Origin of the sequence: Pseudomonas sp. LAMO17WK12:I1 (assembly GCF_900177315.1) — a bacterium.
In the GTDB taxonomy this organism is placed as follows: domain Bacteria; phylum Pseudomonadota; class Gammaproteobacteria; order Pseudomonadales; family Pseudomonadaceae; genus Aquipseudomonas; species Aquipseudomonas marginalis.
This window is the reverse complement of the sequence record NZ_FWZV01000010.1, coordinates 184,419-207,116: the sequence shown is the minus strand read 5'-3', so window position 1 is coordinate 207,116 and position 22,698 is coordinate 184,419. Positions and strand designations below refer to the sequence as shown.

The following is a 22,698-nucleotide window of genomic DNA, read 5'->3' as shown; positions in this document are numbered from 1 at the left end:
CGTGCGCCTTTTACTGATCGAGGATGACGTGGCATTGGGCGAAGGCATTCACCAGGCGCTGGTGCGTGAGGGCTACACCGTCGATTGGCTGCAGGATGGCAGCAGCGCCTTGCATGCGCTGCTCAGCGAAACCTTCGATGCGGCAGTGCTTGACCTCGGCCTGCCACGCATGGACGGTTTGGAGGTGCTGCGGCGCCTGCGTGACAGCGGCTCCAACCTGCCGGTGCTGATCCTCACCGCACGGGATGCCACCGAAGACCGCATCGCCGGGCTGGACGCCGGCGCCGACGATTACCTGATCAAGCCCTTCGACCTGGCCGAACTCAAGGCACGCCTGCGTGCACTGCTGCGCCGCAGCGCCGGCCGGGCACGGGTATTGATCGAACACGCAGGCATCTGCCTGGACCCGAGCACCCAGCAGGTCAGTTACCACGGCGCACCGGTACTGCTTACCCCCAAGGAATATCAACTGCTGCACGAGCTGCTGTCGCCGCCGGGCCGCGTGATGACCCGCGACCAGTTGATGCAGTTGCTCTACGGCTGGAACGAAGAAGCCGAAAGCAACACCCTGGAGGTGCATATCCATCACCTGCGCAAGAAGTTCTCCAGTGAACTGATCCGCACCGTGCGCGGCGTGGGCTACCTGGTGGAGGAGCGCCAATGACCTCGATTCGGCGGCGAACCCTGAGCCTCATTATCGGCCTGCTGCTCACCGGGCTGCTGGTAATCAGCGTGCTCAACCTGCATGACAGCAATCACGAAATCGCCGAAGTCTACGACGCGCAGTTGGCGCAGAACGCCCGCCTGCTCCAGGGTGTCATGAGCATGCCGCTGGCCAGCCAGGACCAGGCCGACCTGTATCGCGCCTTCAACAAAGCCTTGGGCAACGCCATGCCCAAGGTGGACGGGCACCCCTATGAAAGCAAAATCGCCTTCCAGGTGTGGAGCCCACAGGGCGAACTGCTGGTGTTTACCACCAGCGCCCCGTCATTCGCCACGCCCCCCGCACAGCCGGGGTACAGCAATATCGACGACCTTAATGGCCGCCAATGGCGCGGCTTCGTGCTCAAGGACAAGGACAACGGCCTGCGTATCTGGGTCGGCGAGCGTGATGACGTGCGCTCCGACCTGGTCCAGCGCATCGTGCGGCATACCCTGTGGCCCAACGTGCTGGGCAGCCTGATCCTCGCCGCCATGGTCTGGCTGGCCATCGGCTGGGGCCTCAAGCCGCTGGCCGATATGGCCGCCACCTTGCGCGCGCGGCATTCCGGCTCACTGGAGCCGATGCAACTGACGCCCCTGCCCATGGAGTTGGAGCCGATGCAGGCGGCGTTGAACCGCATGCTCGCGCAGATCCAGGACATGCTCGGCCGCGAGCGGCGCTTTATCGCCGATGCCGCCCACGAAATGCGCACGCCCCTGGCGGTATTGCGGGTGCACGCGCAAAACCTGCTGGAAGCCGGCACTGAAACCGAACGGCGCGAGTCCCTGGCCTTCCTGATCAGCGGTGTCGACCGCACCAGCCGCCTGGTCAACCAATTGCTGACCATGGCACGCCTGGAACCCAGCGCCGGGCTGCCAGCCGTGCAAGCTATCGACCTGGCGACAACGGTGCGTGAAACGCTGATTCAGCTGACACCCTGGCTGCTGAGCAAAGGCCTCGAGCTGGTGTTCGATGTCGACGATGCCCAGTACCGCGTAACAACCGATGCCGGCGCAATCAACATCGCCCTGACCAATCTGGTGACCAACGCGGCGAACTTCTCCCCGGAGCACGGGGTGATTACCGTGGGGTTGTGCAAAACAGCCAGGGGATGGGTCCTGAGCGTCGAGGATCAGGGGCCTGGCATCGACGAAAGCCAGCGTGAGCGGCTGTTCGAGCGGTTCTACAGCCGTGGCAATGCCCAGGGCGCCGGCCTGGGCCTGACCATCGTGCAAACCATCGCCCAACGCCTGGGCGGCCAGGTACGCCTGGACAACCTGGCGGCCGGCGGCCTGCGGGCGAGCCTGGAGATTGCGCAGTGATCGGCCCAGCGGGTATCAGGGCGTAATCGCGACTTTCATCACCCCATCGCGCTGATGGGCGAACAGTTCATAGGCCGCCTCAATGTCGTCGAGCTTGAAGCGGTGGGTCACCAGCGGCGACAGGTCCACCCCGCCGCTGGCGACCACCGCCATCAAGCGACGCATGCGTTCCTTGCCGCCGGGGCACAGGGTCGAGACGATGCTGTAATCCCCCAGGCCTGCGCCAAACGCGTCATAGGGGATGCGCAGGTCGCTGGAGTACACCCCAAGGCTGGACAAGCGGCCACCGGGACGCAACACGCGCAAGGCCGATTCGAAGGTGCCTTGGGTGCCCAACGCCTCGATGGCCACATCCACGCCACGCCCGTCGGTCAGGGCCATGATCTGCTCGACCACGTTGCCTTGCTTGAAGTCGACAATATGGGTCGCGCCCAGGCCACGGGCGACGCCCATGCGTTCGCTGACGCCGTCGACCCCAATGATCATCGACGCGCCTTTGAGCCGTGCCCCCGCTACCGCGCACAAGCCGATCGGCCCGAGGGCAAACACCGCCACCGTGTCGCCAATGTTGACCTCACCACGCTCGGCACCGGAAAAGCCGGTGGACATGATGTCCGGGCACATCAGCACCTGCTCGTCACTCAGGCCATCGGGGATCGGGCACAGGTTGGCCAGCGCATCGGGCACCAGCACGTATTCGGCCTGGCAGCCGTCGAGGGTGTTGCCGAATTTCCAGCCGCCGGCGGCACGGAAACCATGGCGGGTGTCGGGGCCGTCCTGGGCACCGCAGCCGCACAGGCACGCATAGCTCTGCCCGCTGGGCGTGATTGCGCCGGCGATCACCCGTTGCCCTTCGACGAAACCGCGCACCTGGGAGCCCAGCCGCTCGATGATGCCCACCGGCTCATGGCCCACCGTCAGCCCTTTGGCCACCGGGTACTCACCGCGCAGGATATGCACGTCGGTGCCGCAGATGGTCGTGGTGGTGATCCGCACCAGGGCGTCGAGCGGGCCGACCTCGGGGATCGGTTTATCCTCGAGGACGATGCGGTTTTTCTCAACGAAGACAGCGGCTCTCATGGTTGCCATGGTGTGACCTCCTGCTGGGCATGTGGGGTGGGACCAGACTGCGCCGCGACGGCGCGCCGAACGTTGATCATGGTCAACCCTTTGCCGATGCGCATGACCGAACGTCGCCTGCCCTGCCCGGCGGCCAGGCGTCTTGATGCAGATCAATGGCGCCCCAGCCCCCGGGGGCATGATCGAGCAAGGCACTGTTGCCCGATGCTGACCGCCAGGAGCCCACACCATGCCTACCCTCGAAGCACGTAACCAGCAGGCCGCCCCCGCCTACGCAGCACTGCCGAAACCGCACTGGATCGATCAGCTCGACGATGGCCGCCATGCACTGGTGCGCCCCCTCGGCGCCGACGACCGTGAACGGGAATACAACTTCATCAAGGGCCTGTCCCGTGAATCGCGGCACGCGCGCTTCCTGGGGGAAATCAACGAGCCCGGCAAGACCCTGATGGACCAATTGATGGATGTCGATAACCAGCAACGCATGGCCTTTATCGCCTTGGTGCACGACAACGGCCAACTGATCGAGATCGGCGTGGCCCGCTATGCCGCAGCCAACGCGGATGAATGCGAATGCGCGGTCACCGTGGCCGATGCCTGGCAACACCTGGGCCTGGGGCGCCTTTTGATGCTGCACCTGATGACGGCGGCACGCGCCAATGGCTTTAAACGCATGTACACGGTCGACGCGGCAACCAATGCGCCGTTGCGCGAGTTGAACCAGGCCTTGGGATTCCACAGCGTCATCAACCCGGATGACAGCACCCAGGTCATCAGCAGCGTGATGCTCTAAACCGCGCCGCACGGTAACAGGGCGGCCCGCCGCCCTGTGTCGGCGTACACCCGTTTGAGTGTATCCATACCGTAGTGCGGGCGGTATCTGCTATTGTCCGGGGATCTCATCTCCTCCTCATCGCGTCCACGCGATTTTCTGTGAGCATGCTCTGCGGCCCTGTCATCGACACGGCCGGGCCGATCTGCCTGGAAAACACCGCCATGGACAAACCCGTCACTGGACCACCGCTTGAAGCCCAATCGCGGGCCGAAAAAATCGTCGAATTCAAACGCCAGAAGACCCTGCTGAAGACCGGTGCCCTGCAAGACGCAATCTTCAACAGCGCCTACTTCTCCAGCATCGCCACCGATGAAAAGGGCGTGATCCAGATCTTCAATGTCGGCGCCGAACGCATGCTCGGGTATGCCGCCGAGGATGTCCTCAACCGCATCACCCCCGCCGATATCTCCGACCCCGCCGAACTGATCACCCGCGCCGCCGCCCTCAGCCTGGAGCTGGACACGCCGATCACGCCGGGTTTCGAAGCCCTGGTGTTCAAGGCCTCCCGTGGCATCGAGGATATTTACGAGCTGACCTATATCCGCAAGGACGGCAGCCGCCTGTCGGCCATGGTCTCGGTGACGGCGCTGCGTAACCGTCATGACACCATCATCGGTTACCTGTTGATCGGTACCGACAACACCGCACGCAAACACGAAGAAGCCGAGCGCAAAGGCTTTGAGCGCGCGCTGGAGGAAAAGAACCTGGAGCTGGAACATGCCAGCCATATGAAATCCGAATTCCTCGCCACCATGTCCCACGAATTGCGCACACCGCTGAATGCGGTGATCGGTTTTTCCGAGGCGTTGAAGGACGGGCTGGTGGGCGACATGAGTGAGACCCAGCGCGAATACATCGGCGACATCTTTACCAGCGGCCAGCACCTGTTGTCGCTGATCAACGACATTCTCGACCTGTCCAAGGTCGAAGCCGGGATGATGGACCTGGAGCTGGAGTCCGTGGAACTGGCGGGGTTGCTCGCCAACAGCCTGTTGATCGTGCGCGAAAAAGCCGCCCTGCAACGCATCCAGTTGAAGCTCGAAAGCCAGGGCGACTTCGGCACACTGGCCCTGGACCTGCGCAAGACCAAGCAGATCATCTACAACCTGCTGGCCAATGCGGTGAAGTTCAGCGAGCACGGCAGTTCCGTGACCCTGGCGGTGCGCCAGGTGGCCCGCGAACAGGTCGGGCGAGTGCCCGGCGATTGGCCGATGCACGGGTTTGTCCTGCAACCCAGCGCCCACCAGCAGTTCCTCGAATTGAGCGTCAGCGACACCGGCATCGGTATTGCCGAGGACGACATGGGCAAGCTGTTCAAGGCCTTCAGCCAGATCGACAGCAGCCTGGCGCGCAAATTCGAAGGCACCGGCCTGGGCTTGGCGATGGTCAAGCAACTGGTCGACCTGCACGGTGGCAGCGTTGCGGTGGCCAGCCGTGAAGGCCTGGGCGCCCGGTTTGTGGTGTGGCTGCCACTCCACCGCAGCACGGAGGCGCAATGGCCCATATCCTGATCGTCGAAGACAACGAGGCCAATATGCGCCTGGCCCGGCTGCTGCTGGTCAACGCCGGCCACACGGTGGTGTGGGCCGCCGACGCCGAGAGCGGCCTGACCCTGGCCCGCGAAGCCCAACCGGCGTTGATCCTGATGGACATCCAGCTGCCTGGCATGGATGGCCTGGCCGCTACCGCACTGCTCAAGCAGGACCCGCACACCGCCCATATCCCGGTGATTGCCCTCACCGCCATGGCCATGAAGGAAGACCGTGAAAAGACCCGGCTGGCCGGTTGCGATGCCTACATCAGCAAGCCGCTGCGCTACAAAGAGCTGTACCAGGTGATCGACACGCTGTTGCAACACACCACCCTCACCCCCCTCAGATGAGTCCTCTCCATGGCCAGCCAACCCGCAACGCTGTTGATCGTTGATGACGAACCCCAGGTTCGCAAACTGCTGGAAACCCTGTTGCAACACGAGGGCTACCGGACCCTGAGTGCAGGCAGCGGCGAGGAAGCCTTGCAACTGGTGGCCAAGCAACCACCAGACCTGATCCTGCTGGACATCATGATGCCAGGCATGGACGGCTACGAAGTGGCCAGCCAGCTCAAGGGCGACGCAGCCACGGCGAGCATTCCGATCATCATGCTGTCGGCCCTCAGCGAGTCGAGTGCGCGGGTCAGTGGCCTGGAAACCGGTGCTGAAGAGTTCATCAGCAAGCCGGTGGAACGGGTCGAGCTGTGGCTGCGGGTGCGCAACCTGCTGCGGCTCAAGAGCCACGGCGATCAACTCAAGCGCCATAGCCAGTTGCTTGAGCAGCAACTGCGCCAACATGCCGGTGACAGCACGCGCATGAACGTGCACGACCTGGCCCGCCAGGAACTGGAAAACGCCCTGCGCCAGGCCGTGGAGCACGATGAGTTCACCCTGCACTACCAGCCAAAAGTCGCGTTGGCCGACGGGCAGATCTGCGCCCTGGAGGCACTGCTGCGTTGGGAGCGCCCAGGCTACGGCGCGGTATCGCCGGCGGTGTTCGTGCCCGTCCTGGAAAGCCTGGGTTTGATCGTGGAGGTGGGAAGCTGGGTGATCCGCAGCGTATGCCAGCAGATTGCGACGTGGCAGCGCAGCGCGATTGGCGCCGTCGAGGTGTCGGTGAACGTCTCCGGCCATCAGTTGATCGAGGGCGACCTGATTGCCGATATCGCGCGCATTCTCACTGAGACCGGCGTCGAACCCCATTGGCTGGAAGTGGAACTGACCGAAGGCTCGCTGATGGAGAATACCCAGCACACCATCGCCAGCCTGCAACGCCTGCGCGCCATGGGCGTGAAGATCTCCATCGACGACTTCGGCACCGGTTATTCCAGCCTGGCCTACCTGCGACGCTTTCCCATCGACACGCTGAAGATCGATATTGCGTTTATCCGCGAGGTCACCAGTAACCCCCAGGACGCCGCGATCACCCGCACCATTATCGAGCTGGCCCACAGCCTGAGCCTGCGGGTGGTGGCCGAGGGCGTGGAAACCCAGGCGCAACTGGCGTTTTTGAAAGAGGCCGGTTGTGATCAGATCCAGGGCTATCTGTTCAGTCGGCCATTACCCGCGACAGCACTGGAGCGCTTGTTATTGGAGCGGTGAGATCCAGCGGGGGGCAGATTAATGGGCGTTCATTTGCACCGGCATGGCGACGGAGGGCTTGCCAGGCGTCTGCGCTGCAGGCAGGTTCTTTAATGCCGGGCTGTCGGGTTTCAACGCCAAGTTATCAGCAAGGTCCCGTGTCTCCTGAACACTGAGAGGCTCATTCCTGATCGCTTTGGCAAGTAACGATCCCAAGCTCCTCGCCTGTCCATAAACAGGAACGAACCGTTGCGCCAAATCGCCGACCCCTTTCAATGCCGAGTCCATGGTTTGCTTGTCAACGCCGAATACCTTGCCGATCTGGTTGCGGGTATTCAAATCAACCAGCAGCGCGCTGAAGGGATTGTCCAGGTACCGCTCTGTGGCATCGGCGGCGTTCTTATTCACCCCGAACGCCTGCAGGGCATCGGCGATGCCGGCGGAGGGATGTTCAAGGTGCCTCAACAGTTCTTCGTAGAGCCCCCGCGTATCGTTTGCACCGATATTGTCGAGCGCTTCGTTCCGAACCGTTTGCTTGAATGCACTTTCCGTCATCGGCACCAGCGGCCTGGGGCTGTTCAAGCCGTTTTTAACAAAATAGAAATTGCCCTTTTTATCTCCACCTTGAAGGTTTCCGTAGGCGTCATATTCAAAGAGTACTTTTGTACCATCCGGTCGCAGTCCTGAATAAAGCACCCGCCCTTCGGGGGATATCTGTTCTTCCTCAAGCCTTGTCAAACCGTTGACCGCAGCGGGCGGTGCGGACGGCCCCTTGTCCAGTCGGACAAATATATCGTCACCTTCGTTGGCATAAGGCCCGACGACGGCATTGATGTCATGGTTTCTGAATCGAATCAGTGTATCGGCGACATGGGCTTGTTTTTCGGGAGCGCTGTCCCGCGCAAAGTGCCGGGTAAATGCCTTGAGTAGCCTGGGGTCGTCAGCGCGTGTTTGCAACCAGGCGTTCATGTCTTCGACAGTATTGAAAGACTGGTATGAACTGCCGTCTTTCTCCGGAACATAAAGCACGATGTCAGGCCCATCAGGTACAAGCGGTACCCGTTGAATGAATATGATGTCCTTGGCTTGAACACCATCCACGGCGAAGGTCCTGACTTGCACGTTGGGCAGGCCTGCCTGGCCTGGCGACAGCACGGCCTCGAGGAGGTTGTTGACGTCAGGCGGCATTTTGCCGCTGTTCAAGTCCTTCACCAGGCTCTCGTTGAATTTTTCCCTGGCATTTTTAATGACAAAGGTGTCCTCGGAATCCTCCCAAGAATTGGCACTTATCGGCGCAGTGTTTATGGGGCGGGCGGCGGCGGTAGCGGTGGAAAAAGTCATAATCGGCCAAGATCGGTAGGGAGTGAGGGAAATGTTCCCCAGCCGCGCAGCTGTCTTCCTGCGATGCTGTCTGAGGTGTGTGTGCTTGGCTGACGAGAGTGTTCCAGCTTCAGTCGTTACCGTTTGCTTCAACGGCCGAGACATTGTTCATACCCGCAGCTGCCTTGCCAGGGCTCGACAGCTACAGGGCCGGGATTAATCGGGCTTTTCGGTATTGCCCACATCCGCCGCGTCATCCAGATCATTGAGCGGTACTTCTGCATCATCCATCAGGGAACCCGGGTCTTCATTGCCCGGATCGTTGAGTTCTTCTTCCAGTTCTTTGGACATGATCGTCTCCTCTAACCGCCCTGGGTGTCGATATCGGCATCGGTTTCAGGCTTGGGCTCGCGCTCAGGCTTGAAGTCTGGACTGTAGTCGTTTTCCTTGGCCTTGGGGTCGGCGGCGGGTTTCGGGTCTTTCGGTACATCGGCCGCCGTGCCTGGGGCCGGTTCGCCGCCGTCGATTGCCGGGTCGTTACGGTTGCTGGTCTGGGGGTCTTTGTCTGTGCTCATGGCTCACCTCGTTTGAAAAACGCAAACTGCGTAAAGGTAAGGTCCCGTGCCGGCCGCTGAAGTTCCAACTGCTTAAGAGCCCGGGTTATCCACCTGGATATAAAACGCGTACGCCCCCAGCAACACCCAGAACACCATGAACAGCCACGGCGCACGCATGGAGAACAGCAGCGACTTGCGATAGCCCTTATGGGAGGACTCCATTTCGGAAAACAGCGGCGACTCATCGTAGGCCATGCCCATCACCGGCTCGCTGCGCAGCAGTTCGCTCTGCTTGTAGTGCCAGTGATCGATGATTTCGTACGCGGCGCGGATCCCCGGCCAGGCATTCAGGGAACTGAGTATGCCGAGCAGCGTCAGGAACACCGGCACCACCAGGGTGAACAACTTGCCCCACTCCGGGTTGAGGTTGCCCATGCCGGAGACAAAGGCAATCACCAGGAACGACTGCGCCGTCAGGTAGGCATCGGTGCGGTTGGCGAGGATGGTGGTTTCGTATTGGATTTCGCGACGGTAGAAGTCCAGGCGGTCCTTGGGCGAGCCGAAGATCTTGGCGTTGTGCTCGCTGTGGTCGGCCAGGTTCGCTTCCGGGGTGTCGGGTGAAATGATTCTGGGCACATCCGTGCTCCCTGCTGGGCTCAAACCCCTTAGAAGAATCGGGCCGTGGCGAAGTTCAAGTTTGTTGTTGCACCATCACGGTGCGCAAGCCGCTCCCTTATGGTGAGCAGCCTTGTCATGGCCGGCCTTTTTTTTGTGGCGAGCGAGCTTGTTGTGGTGAGCGGGCTCACCACAAAGGGAAATCAGCGCGGGATGCCCATTCCGGCACACGCATTGCTTTATCCATTCATCTGCCCGAATACAGGAACATTCGTTACCCCCCGACCCAGAGCCGACCCCATAAGAAAGTAAGGACCAGGCCCGGTGGCACCATCAGCCACGGGCTCATAAAAAATGCGTTTTTTAAAGCGGCAGTGCCACCCCATGCGTCCCTCGGCACTGACAAGGTACTGGAATGGCTCGATCTTTCTTCGATGAAATGAATGACGCAAACGGCGTGTGCCGTGCGCACTATCAGGACTTCTCCCGCTGGCTGGCCAACACGCCGCCGGAATTGCTGGCCCAGCGTCGCCGCGAAGCCGATTTGCTGTTCCATCGCGCGGGAATCACCTTCACCCTCTATGGCGACGAGCAGGACACCGAGCGCCTGATCCCCTTCGACATCATCCCCCGCAGCATCCCCGCCAGTGAGTGGAGCGTGATCGAGCGCGGCTGTATCCAGCGGGTCAATGCGCTGAACATGTTCCTCGCCGACATCTACCACGACCAGCGCATCATCAAGGCCGGGATCATTCCGGCCGACCAGGTGCTGGGCAACGAGGGTTACCAGAAGGCCATGGTCGGCCTGGACCTGCACCGCGATATTTATTCCCACATCTCGGGGGTGGACCTGGTACGCGACGGCGACGGTACCTACTATGTGCTCGAAGACAACCTGCGCACCCCCAGCGGCGTGAGCTATATGCTCGAAGACCGCAAGATGATGATGCGCCTGTTCCCCGAAGTGTTCGCCAAGCAGCGCATCGCGCCGGTGGACCACTACCCCAACCTGCTGCTCAAGACCCTGAAAAGCGCCAGCCGCCTGGACAACCCCAACGTGGTGGTGCTGACGCCCGGGCGCTTCAACAGCGCGTTCTTCGAACATGCGTTCCTGGCCCGGGAAATGGGCGTGGAGCTGGTGGAAGGCGCCGACCTGTTCGTGCACGACCTCAAGGTGTTCATGCGCACCACCGACGGGCCCAAGGCGGTGGACGTGATCTACCGGCGTATCGACGACGCGTTCCTCGACCCGCAGGCGTTCAATCCCGAATCGATGCTCGGCGTGCCAGGGCTGGTCGCGGCCTACTGCGCCGGCAATGTGGTGCTGGCCAATGCCATCGGCACCGGCGTGGCGGACGATAAATCGATCTATCCCTATGTGCCGGCGATGATCAAGTTTTACCTGGATGAGGAGCCGATCCTGCAAAACGTGCCGACCTTCCAGTGCCGCAAGCCCGATGAACTGTCCCACGTGCTGGCCAACCTGGCCGAACTGGTGGTCAAGGAAACCCAGGGCTCCGGCGGCTACGGCATGCTGGTCGGCCCAGCGGCCACGGCGGCCGAGATCGAAGATTTCCGCCAACGCATCAAGGCCCGCCCCCATGCGTATATCGCCCAACCGACCCTGAGCCTGTCCACCTGCCCGACCTTTGTCGAAAACGGCATCGCGCCCCGGCATATCGACCTGCGGCCCTTTGTGCTCTCGGGCAAGGAAACCCGCCTGGTGCCGGGAGGCCTGACGCGGGTGGCATTGCGTGAGGGCTCGTTGATCGTCAACTCGTCGCAAGGCGGTGGAACCAAGGACACCTGGGTGGTGGAGGGCTGAGTATGTTGAGTAGAACCGCCGCGGATCTGTATTGGATGTCCCGTTACCTGGAACGCGCCGAGAACCTGGCGCGCATGCTCGAAGTCAGTTATTCGCTGTCGCTGATGCCCCAGGCCGGGCGTAGCGATGGCCTGGACGAACTGGCGATGTCGTTGCTCAGCAGCGGCACCCTGGACAGTTACCTGGAGCGCCATCAAACCCTGGATGCCGAGCGCATGCTGCACTTCTTCGCCCTCGACGAAGAAAACCCCGCCAGCATCTACAATTGCCTGCGCGCCGCGCGGGGCAATGCCCATGCGGTACGCGGGCGCATCACCGCCGACATGTGGGAAAACCTCAACGCCACCTGGCTGGAAATGCGCAGCATCGCCGCCGGCGGCCTGGCACGCCATGGCATCAGCCACTTCTGTGACTGGGTCAAGCAGCGTTCGCACCTGTTCCGCGGCGCGACCTCGGGGACCATCATGCGCAACGACGCCTATCGGTTCATTCGCCTGGGCACTTTTGTCGAACGCGCGGACAATACCCTGCGCCTGCTGGACGCGCGCTACGAGATGTTCGGCGAAGAGTCGGAAGAAGTCAGCGACCTGTCGGCACGCGGGTATTACCAGTGGAGCGCCCTGCTCCGCGCGTTATCGTCGTTCGAGGCGTATACGGAGTTGTATCCGAATGCGCTGAATGCGCGGTCGGTGTCCGAGTTGCTGTTGCTACGCAGCGATGTGCCGCGTTCGTTGCATGCCTGTATCGAAGAGTTGAGTCATATCCTCGCCGACCTGCCCGGCAGTTACGGGCGCACGGCGCAGCGGTTGGCGGCGGAGTTCGAGGCGCGGCTGCGGTATACGGGGATTGATGAAATTCTGGAGGATGGGTTGCATAGCCGTCTCACGGAATTCATCGAAACGGTGCGGGGGGTGGCGCGGGCGATCCATAGTTCTTACCTGGAGGTTGTTTGAGTGCGCTTGCTGACTGTATGTCGTGCTTAGGATTCAGATAAGGTGAAGCAGATTGATTCAACGTAACCTGCTTCGCCTTTCAACTGTATTACCTCGTAGACGTTATACCTTTATTCCAACGGCAGACCCTCTGAAGCGACCGTCTACAGCGCTTTGGCTGCCATCGGAAAATTTCAAACAATAATAGCTGTTATCGCCAGGCGCTCTATCACTAGACCAGTGAGCATCACTGTCCAATGGCCATCTTGCCCCATAAGTATTATAAATTTCGCGTAACTGAGCCATGCTCGGCATACTTGCGCCTTCCCTTGCAAGCGCATTACGAACATCCTCAAGAAAATCTCGAGCAAGTGGAATAACCGCAATAGCGTTGGTCACGGTCAATGTATAGCTTGCAGTTTGTTGCTTTTGATCTCGGACCGTTATCGTCGTAACACCTCTTCCGCTCACCTGGACAACACCTGTGGTGGGATTCACAAACGCGGCGGCTGGATTGGAAGATGAATAATAGTAATCCGGCTGTCCTCCTGTTGCCTGCCGTTGCATGGTCGTTCCGGCAGGCCAGGATGGAAGCGCATGTGAGTACCCTCGAATCACATACACCTTACCAGCCAGCGTTGCTGGAGAAGTATCAAATACCAACGGGGGCGGAGCACTTTTGACGGTGTAGGTCACCTGCGGGAAGACAATGGCATTGGCCTCCGTCACGCCAGGAACTAAAGCTGCCTTGAAATGCAGTGTCAGTTGCGTGTTGTCCCCTAACTCTTTCAAGTAGGCCGCATAACTGATTGGACTTTCCCACCACCCTTGGTTGAACCAGGTCGTATTCACATAGGCCCCCCCACCGTTCCAATGTTTGAGGTTGTGCGCCGCCCCTCCGCTTTTGAAACCCTTGAACTCAATCCAGACCGGGGAATTGGTCGTAATGAACGGCCAGGTGCCGACCCGCAGTCTCCTGTTCCCCGTTCCGGTCGATAGATCCAGCACCTTCGTCGCTGGGTTGGCCTCATTGATTTGGATTACGGTTCCCGCCAGTTCGCTCGCAGGTATCGGGGTCACTGTTACCGTCAACACCGACGACGGCCGAACGACATTTCCACGGGTGAGCTCGTACTTGAGGGTAAACATCGTGTGGGTATTGCCGATATTCGCCGCAATCGCCGTCTTGGGAATATCAAACGTCACCACACCACTGGTCAAACCGTTCTTCGCCGCAATAACCGGTGACCCCGCACCGGCAGTCCCTTCCATCGTGACCTTGATGCTGTCAGTGGTGTACATCGGCAAAAAACTGACTTTCAGCGTTGCACCATTTTGCGCATTCATCGGCGCAAGGGTCACCGAAACACCTGAGCCTGTGGCTTGGATCAATTCGGGAACAGGCATCTCATTCGGCAGGTGCACCTGATATAGCTGGCGCAGGGATTCCTGAGGCAGTTCATTGCCCCGTGTCACGCTGTAGAACACGTCGATAAAACGCCCGTCAAAACGCTTGAGCTCAGTGCCCGGCACATCGAACGTCATATCATCGCCGGGGGCAACCTGGCCCACGAGCCGTCCTGCCGTGTAATCGACGGTGCCGCCGGCGTCGCTGGCCAGGATGGTCACTTGTACCCTGTCTGTGCTGACCCAACTCGCCTGCACAGGGAAGCGGATCGTAATCAACGGCAAGCCTGGGTCCAGATCCTCTCCCAGGGCTTGGTCTACGGTCGGTGCCGGCCATCTGACAATCTCGCCGATCACGGTGAGATAACGGTTATGCGAGCGTTTGTCAGGCAAGCCAGCGCCTTTCAACTCGTAGTACACCACCGCACTGCCTTGGGCGATCGCACTGACCAAAGCGTTGCCGATATTGAAAAAGTAACCCTTGGCGCCTGACAGTGGCCGATCCTCAAAGTAATGAACCGAACTGCCCTGGGCACTTACCCCGTTCCAGTACAGAAAAACATGACTGTAGACACGAGCATCGGCCCCGCCGACGGTCAGGCCGATTTGTGCGTCCCGAGTGCCGAGTATTTCCAGATCGATTTCTCGGTCGGTCTCGGGTACTTGCACCCAGGGTGCGTCCAGGCGGTCAGTTGCCAGGTACACCGAAACCAATACCGTGGTCGACCAGGGCGCCCAGGGATCGGGGTAGTTGCCGGTCGGTCCGCGAACCTGGAAGGCCACTGGCAGCAAGTCGCTGTCCCCGGCTTCCTTGATTGCATCCTCGTCGAGCATGCAGGTGATATCCCGCCCGACTTCGGCGGGCAGGATCAACCGCTCGATTCGCACCGAGCCCCAGACGAGGATAAGCAGGTCATAGGCGGCCATGTTCAGCCAATGCCTGACGATCACCTCCACACCCTGCCTGGCCCGATCGGCACTCACCCCACCAAGCCTTACATCATCCGGCAACTCAAATACCAGGCCTTGATTTCCGGGGGTGGGATTGGGGTCTTGTCCACCCGGATGTTGCAGGTTGACCCTCAAACGCAAAGGCTGGGTTCGGGATTCGTTTCCGCTGCTGCGAATAACCCGGACGTACACCGGATCTGCCCACGGCTCGCGAATACTGTCATAGGGCACGGTGAAGGGAATGCGCGTCAGGTTCTGGTCGCCCTCGCGGATCAGGTTGTACGCGACCGGATCACCGCCGCCCCAGAACAATTCGAAGAACGTTCCTTCAGGCGTACTGCTTGGTCTGTCGATATGCACGACCAGGGGTCTCAGGGTATGCGACACACCAATCCCCCCGTCGGCCTCCTCCAAATCTCCTGCAATCGGCGGTTGCATCAGCGGAATATCCACCGGGGGCAGCTCGGAGATCAGACTGGGAGGTTGAGCGCGATACTTGGCCATGCTGGTTTCCTCGGCATTCCCCTGCGCACTGGGCATGGGTTTGAGAGAAATCAGACATCCAGTAGCAGGGTGTTGGCAACTGTCAGAATTAACAGGTGGCGACCGATGGCGTGGCACCTTAGATACCCACGACCGTCTGTCAGCACCTGTGAATTCTGACAGTTGTCAGCGCGAAAACGTGGGTATTTGATATCGCCAGAGGCAGGTAAATCGTTAACAGCGTCAGCCCCCCCATTCAGGGACTTGTTCAGGAGAATAAAGAGCATGAGCACTGAAAGCGCCAAGACCTCCCCTGGGCAGCCCAAGCAGCTTCCTCGCCTGTCGATCCCGGGCATGACTCCCAATGTGGACGGTTACGACGGAGGGATTCCCGACTGGCTGATGGTCTCCGGGCTGACGGTCCGAGTGGATAACAGTTGGGTTGCCAGTCCTGGCGACATCATCAATATCGTCATGATGCCAAGTATGACGTCCTTGGCGATGAAGCCGGTCCGGGCGGGAGAGGAACAACACCACAGTTACTTTTTTTCCATTCCACGGGAAAAGCTGCCCGACGGAGAACTACGCCTGGGTTACGTGGTGAATTACAGAGGCAGCGACGACTACGAGGCATCCTATCCCCTGAGTATCTTGGTAAAAACCGAACTGCCGGCGGGCGAAGACCTGGATCAGCTTGAGCCGGGTCACTCGCAACTCAAATACACACTCTCGGCCCTGGAAGTCTATCCGCCCGAGGCAGCCAAAGGCGTCAGCGTAATCGTTCAGCCTTACCCGAATATGCATCCAAGCGATCGCATCCACTTCCAATGGGGCAGCCTGAACGTCGTGCAGAAAGTTGCAGGCGTCGGCCAGGCGACCCTTATTGTGATTAATCACGCCCAGATGATTAAAGCCGGTGACAGTGATGGCCTGCTGGTGGGGTTTTACATCGTCGACCTCGTCGGCAACGCCTCAACACCACGATCCAAGTACACCCGCGTAGTGGTGGCGCTCGACAATGCGCAACGGGAAGGCCCATTCATCCAGTCCGACGATCAGCCGGGCTATATCGATATCGAAAGACTCAATGGCGCCAACTTGAAGGTTGGCATGTACACCCCTGGGCACATCGGCAGGACGGGAGACTGGTATGTGATCACCTTCAAGGCCTACCCTCCGCTTGGAGGTGAGGTGGTGCACCGACGCATCGAAGTGATCACCAGGGCTGGCACCGCGACCTATCATGAAGTGCCCTACAGCAAAGTCCGTGCTGCGGCCGGAGGATGGGTGGCGATCAGTTATGAACTGATCCGGGCAGACGACTTGACCCCTTACGTTTCCAAGCAGACCTGCGCTGAAGTCGTGGGGTCGGTCATTCGATTGGAGGCGCCCTATTTCGAAAAATACCCTGAAGATACGGTGTTCATAGAAAACTCCCTCGTTGTGAATATCCCCTGGTACGCCTGGCGCAAACCGACAGATACCCTCACGTTGATCCTGCGTTACGTGAAGTCACTCAACGAAATCATCCTCTTCAGCGTGACGAAGCCGGTGGGATCGTTCTGGTCGGATGGGCAGCCGGTTCAGTGGGCGCTCACCGGTACGGATCTTCAACCGTTCGTGGGCTACGCCCCTGATCTGTATTTCGTGTACGAATCCGAGTCCGCCTCTGTTGTCAGGGCCCGCTCCGTGGATTTGAACGAATCGCTGCGCCGTCAAGTGCAAATCCTGCAAGGTTCCTGACCGGGCGTGTTGCGCGCCGTCCGCCCGTCGCCACCTGTTAATTATGACAGTAGCCAAATCCTTCTTTAACGGCGTTTGATAGGTCCAAGCGCAGGAGCATTTCCTGTCACGCGTGACAACTTTCTATTGGAGAAAGCCATGCCTACCAAGAACAGCAAGCCGGCCACGACCAAACCCAAGAAGGCCTCGCCGGTCAAACCCAAGTTTCTTGACACGCTGCGAGTCCCTGGGATGTCCCCTGCATTTGCGGGCTATGACGGTGGTATTCCGCTCTGGTTGCTGGCCAGAGGCCTGACCGTGTCGGTGGACAAGAATTGGCCCGCGAAACCCGGAGACAAGATTGAGGTGCTTTCTATAGTGGGGATGAAGGTACTTGCAGAGAAAACCCTGGAACCTGGGGAAGAAGCCCGCAGCAGCTTCTCCTTTGCCATTTCGGACAGCGACCTCCCCAATGGGGATCTGATACTGGGGTACAGGGTGTGGTACACCGGCGGCCCATCCAATGACCTCTCTTATCCGCTGACCCTGATGGTCAAGCGAACCCTCCCGGCCGGCGAGGATCAGGACCACATCACTCCCGGCCATTCCGCACTCAATTTCAAAATATCCGATACGGAGATCAGGGAAATTCAGGCCGAGCGAGGCGTGACCATAACCTTCGAGCCTTATCCGAATATGCATCCACTGGATCGCATTGAATGCCAGATTGGTAGTTATTTAGCCCCCTCTCAGCAGGTAACCGGTGTCGGCCAACAGACCGAGATAAAACTCAACCGCGATCAGATTATCCAGATCGGTAACGGCACCAATCGATTGGTGAGTTTCCAGGTTGTCGACGCCGTTCGCAACGTATCCACCCCCCGCTCGCGCAACATCCCGGTGCTCGTGGAAGTGGGCAGCGCCAACTATGCCGCGCCTATCTTCGCAACCCAGAACTATCCAGGCTTGATCGACCTTGAGTCACTTAACGGCGGGCCTTTGCATATGCAGTTGTTCACTTATCCGTGGGAGGGCCCTGTTGGCTACACGTATTTTGTGTCTTACCAGGGCTACCCAAAGCTGGGGGGCCGGGTACTGCACGATCAATACATCCCCATCGAAGCGGCCGGCCGGCCTCATGATTTTTTCGTACCTCATGACAAAGTGCGTGCCGTGGCCGGTGGCAAAGTGGAGATCAGCTTTATCCTGTTCCAAGGGCTCAATATCGTGGGTTACTCAAAAATCGCCTCTGCCACCGTGCAGGACGCGATCATCCGATTGCAGGCGCCTATTTTTTTGCGATACCCCTCCCATGTCGTCAACCCCATCCCCACCGGTGGTGCCGCCGTCGAAATTCCTTGGTACGCATGGCGCAGGCCCACTGACAACATCATGTTGCTTATGCGTTACGTGATACCGGGCAGCCATGACCTGATCCTCTACGACGACCTGTTTACCGTGGGGCAGGTGCCTGAAGGCGTGCCCATCAGACGTCTGATTCCCTATGAACATCTCTTGAGGTTCAACGGCACCACCCCTGAACTCTATTACGTGTATGAGCCCGAAAATATTCTGGCGCGCAGTACATCGCTAAACGAATCGTTACGCCAGGAAGTACGGATTGGTGCGCCGGGCCGTGGGAGATGAAGCCGCTGCGGTTTCTATCAGCCACACCGCCCCTCTTGGAGGCCTGACCATGTCCCGTAAAACCAGAACCCCGGCCCGCCGTCCCCGCAATGACCACGACCTGGGCCCAGTGCTGATCAGCGGTATCGAGCCCCCTCCTGTAGGGGATACCCAGTCTGACGGCGCACTGGGCGCACGACATGTGGAACATAATCTGGAGGTGCTGCTCCTGGCGTTCCCGGGGGTAGTGCTGGACACGGAGATCTACCTGATTTGGAACAACCCTGAAGCCCCGGTGGATTACCTCATCATCCAACCGGACAACCTGGGGAACCGGTTTTTCAGCCTCACGGTGAATAAAGAGCAAATTCTGCCGGAGTGGGCCGAAGTCTATTGCCTGATCAAGCGCCCCAGCGGCAACCGCTCTAAAACCAAACCATTGAAGCTCAGGGTGAAACGCAGTCGCCCGGCGCACCCTGATCCGAACCCGGACGCCGACGGTAACCAGGGCCTGGTGTTTTTTCTGCCTGCCGACCTGGAGGCCGGCAGCCACGTGGATATGGCCCGGGCAGATCGCGGTGTAGTGCTCGAAATCCACCCTTGGGAAAATATGGCCGAGTGGGACACCTGCCGTATCGCCTGGGGCTCCACTCTCATCGAACACGTGGTGACGGCCAGTGAGGTGCAACGGCCATTTGAAATGTTCATTTCCCCCGAGCAGATCAAAGAGAACCCTCATTACGTGAACATGCCGGTGGCCATGCAAATCAAGGATGTGGGCGGTAACTACCCGGCTGATCCCGATTCCAAATCGAACTGGTCGGAGACACAGCGAGTAGAAGTCAACCTCGGGCTCTTGCGGCCACGGCCACCGTTCCTTAAGCAAGCCGGAGAAACCGTTGAACTTGATGAGTTGGGTGATGCCGCACAAGTCGTCCAGATATTCATCGATAACGACTTTTTCGAGCGCAACGACAAAATTGCATTTGAATGGGAGGGCCGAGACACTTACAACTTGCCTTTTTTCCATGGCGAGGAGAGAGACGTCAACCTTGTCAACTTCATCGAAGACTTCGACGTGCCCAACGAAATCGTCAGCGCAATCGTCGGCGGCACTGCAATTATGTACTACAACCTCTATAAGGCCAGAGATGATGTATGGTTGCCGTCAAGAAAAGTACGGGTAACGGTTAAGGGCGAGTTCATCGCCTGGCCCGCACCGAGCATCGTAGAAGCGCCAGACGGAGAATTGAATCCAAACTCAAATGCCACGGTTAAATACCGTGCCCAATTTGGCTGGACCGCCACCACACGCATCCGAATAGTATGGGCCGCACACTCGGTTAACTTTGCTGAAGAGTTTGTGCTGGGACCTATTCCGGACGACCGGGAACTTTCATTTACCGTTCCGAATGCACAAGTCAGGCGCTTTAATACATTGCCTGTCGAGGTGTATTACGAACGCATCGACCAGTCACCCCATCGGCAATCCCAACGTCTTCAACTGCAAGTGGGCGAGCCTACAAGGACACTGCCAGCGGTAAGGGTTGACAGCGCTTCGGGTAACTATCTGGACCCGGATAATTTTGGCACCCATTTGATGGTTACGCTCCCGCTTACCGACAGTCTGGGCGACGATGTGATCAAGTTGGATTTGGATGGAGATGTCATCAGCACCTCCGTTCAGATGAAGTTAAATAATGACCAGGCAGGGGAAACACTGGAAATCCCTATCGAACGTAACTTCATCACTGGAAACCTCGATAGATCCATAAGGCTGAAATACAGTTTGGCCCGGGCCAATGTTCCCAGGCGATTTTCCCCGATTCTCGCGTTGCGCGTAATCGCAGGCTTCGACCACCTCACCACCTTCGACAACAGCAACTTAAACGGATGGGTGCCAGGCCCTGCGGTCAATGGAGGGCGTGATATTGAGTTTAGAAAATATGCCACCAACACCGTTTTCCATAACTTTACAAACACCCCCGGGGATAAAAGTGGGGTAATCCTCAGCCAAGGATTTGCCAACTTGCTACCAGGTCATCGATACGAATTCAGTATAAAAGCCAGAAGATTCCGCGGCCTATATGTAGTCCCTTCCCTCTCCCTGAGTACCACTCAAGGCGCTGTCACAGCGCCCACCCAGCTCACCGACTTAGTAAACTGGCGAACACTTTCGGGAAGTTTCCTCGCTAACAGTTCTTATGTCGTGCTTTACATCAATAGTCATGTAGTGACTACCAGTGGTAACGACTACGAAATTGACGATATTCGCTTCAGACGCCTCTAGCCCGAACTTTGCCTTTCGGTGTCTTACCCGTTGATTTATAGAAAGGAGCCACTCCATGTCCAACGTCGTCCCCCCTCCCCCTGCGCCCACCGCCGAACTAGGCGATCTTTACATCCCAAGGCTCCACCCGGCCGCGGCCGGTGATGTGGGGGTCGACGGCAACCTGGGCCTCAGGAATATCGAAACCCCGCAGGTTGTCTACGTGAAAACCAGTTCGCGCACATCACCCGGTGAATTGCTCGAACTGTTCAGCAACGACCCTATCCTTCCCGTCGCTCACACCTTTGTCATGCCCGGGGATACCCAGCGTGAATGGCTGCCAATTCTCCTGCCGGCAGCCAGTATCCGACCTCAATGGATAGACCCGTTGGTGTGCCGGATCAACGCCTCGGGCGCGTCTACCCTACCCCTGCGCTTACGGGTTGACCTTGCACGTCCGGGCGGCCACGACCCCGACCCTTCCAGGCCAGGACACCAGGGACTGGTCATCTATCTGCCTGACGATGTGCTGGTTAACGGCGTCAGTGAAGCCAGGGCCCGCGAAAATATCGAAATTACGCTGATGCCTTACGCCCACGCGGCTCCGGGAGACCAGGTCCTGCTGTGCTGGGGAGATCAACAGGTCACCTATTTACTCACCGAGTCAGATCTGAACCATGCGGTCAGCCTGATAGTGCCTTACACGAAAGTCATGGCCGCCCGCGACGGCAGAGAACTGAACGTGAGGCTTCAGGTGTGCGGGCATACCGGTAACTTCACTGACCCGGCTGAACGCTGGTCTGCCGTCAGCAAGGTATGGGTATATGCACAACGCGATATTTTGAGAGAGCCTTACAGCGCCGAGGTTGACCCGCAAACCGGGGTCATTGACCTGGAGAAGCTGGCAGGCAAATCCGTCACGGCTTCGGTGTTTGCTTCAGCGGATTACTTCGAGACGAGAGATACCCTGGAATTTGTCTTCAGGGCTACCGATGCTCAAGGAAACACTGTCACACATCGCGAGGAACGCCCAGTGGAGCGGATCAACGCGATCTATGACTTTCCGATCCCTCCTGCGTTCATGGGCGGTCTGGCCCAGGGGCATGCCAAGCTGTATTACACCCTGCGCAAATATGTCGGTTCAACGACGATGTATTCGCAAGCTGCCTACGTGAGTGTCAAAGGTGCAACGGTTCTGTGGCCAGCGCCCTATGTGATCGACACCATGCCCTTCGCTGAAATACGTCCTGTACCGAAAGATGGGCAAGCCTACGTGCCTTACCAGGCCAGCTGGAAACCGTGGGACCTGATCACACTGGTCTGGCTCTTGCCTGACCGAGACGGCAGCGTGGAATACCGCTTCACCCGCAGTGCAGGTGAGCGCCCGGAGCACGACATCATTGAGTTCGTACTGCCCGTGGCCCAAATCAAGCGATTCGAGGGGCGCCCTTCCGAAATGCACTACGAGGTCAATGGTACTGATGGGCGGCTGCTGGGTGAGTCTGCGCGCAAAAGCCTGCTGGTGGGGAAACCGTTGGAGCCCATGGCCGCTCCGGTAGTCGACAAGGTTGCCGGCCATTACCTTGATCCGGACCTGGTACCGGAGGGCGTCTGGGTCACCATCCCTGACCCGCCTGTCGGCCAGCATGTTCGACTGCACTGGTTTGGCCCGGTGAACCGCATTGTCATGCTGATGCATATTTCCACACCCGGTGAAGCTCGAATCAAAGTCCCGGCGAAGTATGTATCGGACAACCTCAATCGCATCGTAAAAGTCTATTGGGAGGTCAACCGTCACGGTGTTCCACAGCGCTATTCCGGTGTGGTGACGCTGCGTATTGCTCGCCGAGGCATTTTCGGATTCGAAGACATACCGTAAGGATGATCATCACGCGGCTGCCTGATCGATTTTCAACCCCTTTCATGTGGAGGTTTCACG

At 59.1% G+C, this 22,698-nt stretch carries 18 protein-coding genes; 12 read left to right on the top strand and 6 right to left on the bottom strand.

What is annotated here, in order from left to right:
• Position 1: 1 nt before the first annotated feature.
• Positions 2 to 664, top strand: coding sequence for a response regulator (locus tag B9N88_RS20275; RefSeq protein ID WP_027605803.1), 663 nt, complete (start codon positions 2 to 4; stop codon positions 662 to 664).
• Positions 661 to 2,025: an ATP-binding protein gene (locus B9N88_RS20270; protein WP_027605802.1), complete on the top strand. Its 1,365-nt coding sequence runs from the start codon at positions 661 to 663 to the stop codon at positions 2,023 to 2,025. The genes B9N88_RS20275 and B9N88_RS20270 overlap by 4 nt, the downstream gene beginning before the upstream one ends.
• Positions 2,026 to 2,040: 15 nt before the next feature.
• Here B9N88_RS20270 and B9N88_RS20265 read toward each other — a convergent pair whose 3' ends face one another.
• The gene (locus B9N88_RS20265; RefSeq protein ID WP_027605801.1) at positions 2,041 to 3,114 is read right to left on the bottom strand and encodes an NAD(P)-dependent alcohol dehydrogenase; all 1,074 of its coding nucleotides are present in this window, start codon (positions 3,112 to 3,114) and stop codon (positions 2,041 to 2,043) included.
• A gap of 220 nt (positions 3,115 to 3,334) precedes the next feature.
• Between B9N88_RS20265 and B9N88_RS20260 the strand changes: the two genes are divergently transcribed.
• The 4 genes from B9N88_RS20260 (at position 3,335) to B9N88_RS20245 (ending at position 7,073) form a co-directional block, all read left to right on the top strand.
• Positions 3,335 to 3,898, top strand: coding sequence for a GNAT family N-acetyltransferase (locus B9N88_RS20260; protein WP_027605800.1), 564 nt, complete (start codon positions 3,335 to 3,337; stop codon positions 3,896 to 3,898).
• Positions 3,899 to 4,101: 203 nt separating this feature from the next.
• Positions 4,102 to 5,451, top strand: a complete 1,350-nt coding sequence (locus tag B9N88_RS20255; RefSeq protein WP_027605799.1) for a sensor histidine kinase — start codon at positions 4,102 to 4,104, stop codon at positions 5,449 to 5,451.
• Positions 5,436 to 5,822 carry a response regulator gene (locus B9N88_RS20250; RefSeq protein WP_027605798.1) on the top strand — a complete coding sequence of 129 codons (387 nt, stop codon included), beginning with the start codon at positions 5,436 to 5,438 and terminating at the stop codon, positions 5,820 to 5,822. The genes B9N88_RS20255 and B9N88_RS20250 overlap by 16 nt, the downstream gene beginning before the upstream one ends.
• 9 nt (positions 5,823 to 5,831) lie before the next feature.
• Positions 5,832 to 7,073: an EAL domain-containing response regulator gene (locus tag B9N88_RS20245; protein WP_027605797.1), complete on the top strand. Its 1,242-nt coding sequence runs from the start codon at positions 5,832 to 5,834 to the stop codon at positions 7,071 to 7,073.
• An 18-nt stretch (positions 7,074 to 7,091) separates the two neighbouring features.
• Here the strand turns inward: B9N88_RS20245 and B9N88_RS20240 are convergent, their stop codons facing one another.
• The 4 genes from B9N88_RS20240 to B9N88_RS20230 all read right to left on the bottom strand — a co-directional run bounded on the left by B9N88_RS20240 (position 7,092) and on the right by B9N88_RS20230 (position 9,565).
• A complete protein-coding gene (locus B9N88_RS20240) occupies positions 7,092 to 8,393 on the bottom strand; it encodes a dermonecrotic toxin domain-containing protein (RefSeq protein WP_051429353.1) in 1,302 nt (433 codons plus the stop codon).
• A 195-nt stretch (positions 8,394 to 8,588) separates the two neighbouring features.
• On the bottom strand, positions 8,589 to 8,723 hold the full coding sequence (locus tag B9N88_RS32990) for a hypothetical protein (RefSeq protein WP_256221203.1): 135 nt from the start codon (positions 8,721 to 8,723) through the stop codon (positions 8,589 to 8,591).
• An 11-nt stretch (positions 8,724 to 8,734) separates the two neighbouring features.
• Positions 8,735 to 8,947, bottom strand: a complete 213-nt coding sequence (locus B9N88_RS20235; protein ID WP_027605796.1) for a hypothetical protein — start codon at positions 8,945 to 8,947, stop codon at positions 8,735 to 8,737.
• Between the two features lie 72 nt (positions 8,948 to 9,019).
• Entirely contained in the window at positions 9,020 to 9,565 is a 546-nt protein-coding gene (locus B9N88_RS20230) for a hypothetical protein (protein ID WP_027605795.1), read from the bottom strand.
• A gap of 394 nt (positions 9,566 to 9,959) precedes the next feature.
• Between B9N88_RS20230 and B9N88_RS20225 the strand changes: the two genes are divergently transcribed.
• Both B9N88_RS20225 and B9N88_RS20220 read left to right on the top strand, forming a co-directional pair.
• A complete protein-coding gene (locus B9N88_RS20225) occupies positions 9,960 to 11,369 on the top strand; it encodes a circularly permuted type 2 ATP-grasp protein (protein WP_027605794.1) in 1,410 nt (469 codons plus the stop codon).
• Between the two features lie 2 nt (positions 11,370 to 11,371).
• A complete protein-coding gene (locus B9N88_RS20220) occupies positions 11,372 to 12,322 on the top strand; it encodes an alpha-E domain-containing protein (RefSeq protein ID WP_027605793.1) in 951 nt (316 codons plus the stop codon).
• Positions 12,323 to 12,424: 102 nt separating this feature from the next.
• Here B9N88_RS20220 and B9N88_RS20215 read toward each other — a convergent pair whose 3' ends face one another.
• Complete coding sequence (locus B9N88_RS20215) at positions 12,425 to 15,163, bottom strand: hypothetical protein (RefSeq protein ID WP_143491263.1); 2,739 nt, start codon at positions 15,161 to 15,163, stop codon at positions 12,425 to 12,427.
• Positions 15,164 to 15,427: 264 nt separating this feature from the next.
• Here B9N88_RS20215 and B9N88_RS20210 point away from each other — a divergent pair, with 264 nt between their 5' ends.
• The 4 genes from B9N88_RS20210 to B9N88_RS20195 all read left to right on the top strand — a co-directional run bounded on the left by B9N88_RS20210 (position 15,428) and on the right by B9N88_RS20195 (position 22,638).
• Entirely contained in the window at positions 15,428 to 16,885 is a 1,458-nt protein-coding gene (locus tag B9N88_RS20210; RefSeq protein ID WP_027605791.1) for a hypothetical protein, read from the top strand.
• A gap of 138 nt (positions 16,886 to 17,023) precedes the next feature.
• Entirely contained in the window at positions 17,024 to 18,511 is a 1,488-nt protein-coding gene (locus tag B9N88_RS20205; RefSeq protein WP_027605790.1) for a hypothetical protein, read from the top strand.
• A 49-nt stretch (positions 18,512 to 18,560) separates the two neighbouring features.
• Positions 18,561 to 20,780, top strand: coding sequence for a hypothetical protein (locus tag B9N88_RS20200; protein WP_143491262.1), 2,220 nt, complete (start codon positions 18,561 to 18,563; stop codon positions 20,778 to 20,780).
• A 55-nt stretch (positions 20,781 to 20,835) separates the two neighbouring features.
• Complete coding sequence (locus tag B9N88_RS20195; protein ID WP_027605789.1) at positions 20,836 to 22,638, top strand: hypothetical protein; 1,803 nt, start codon at positions 20,836 to 20,838, stop codon at positions 22,636 to 22,638.
• Positions 22,639 to 22,698: the final 60 nt, after the last annotated feature.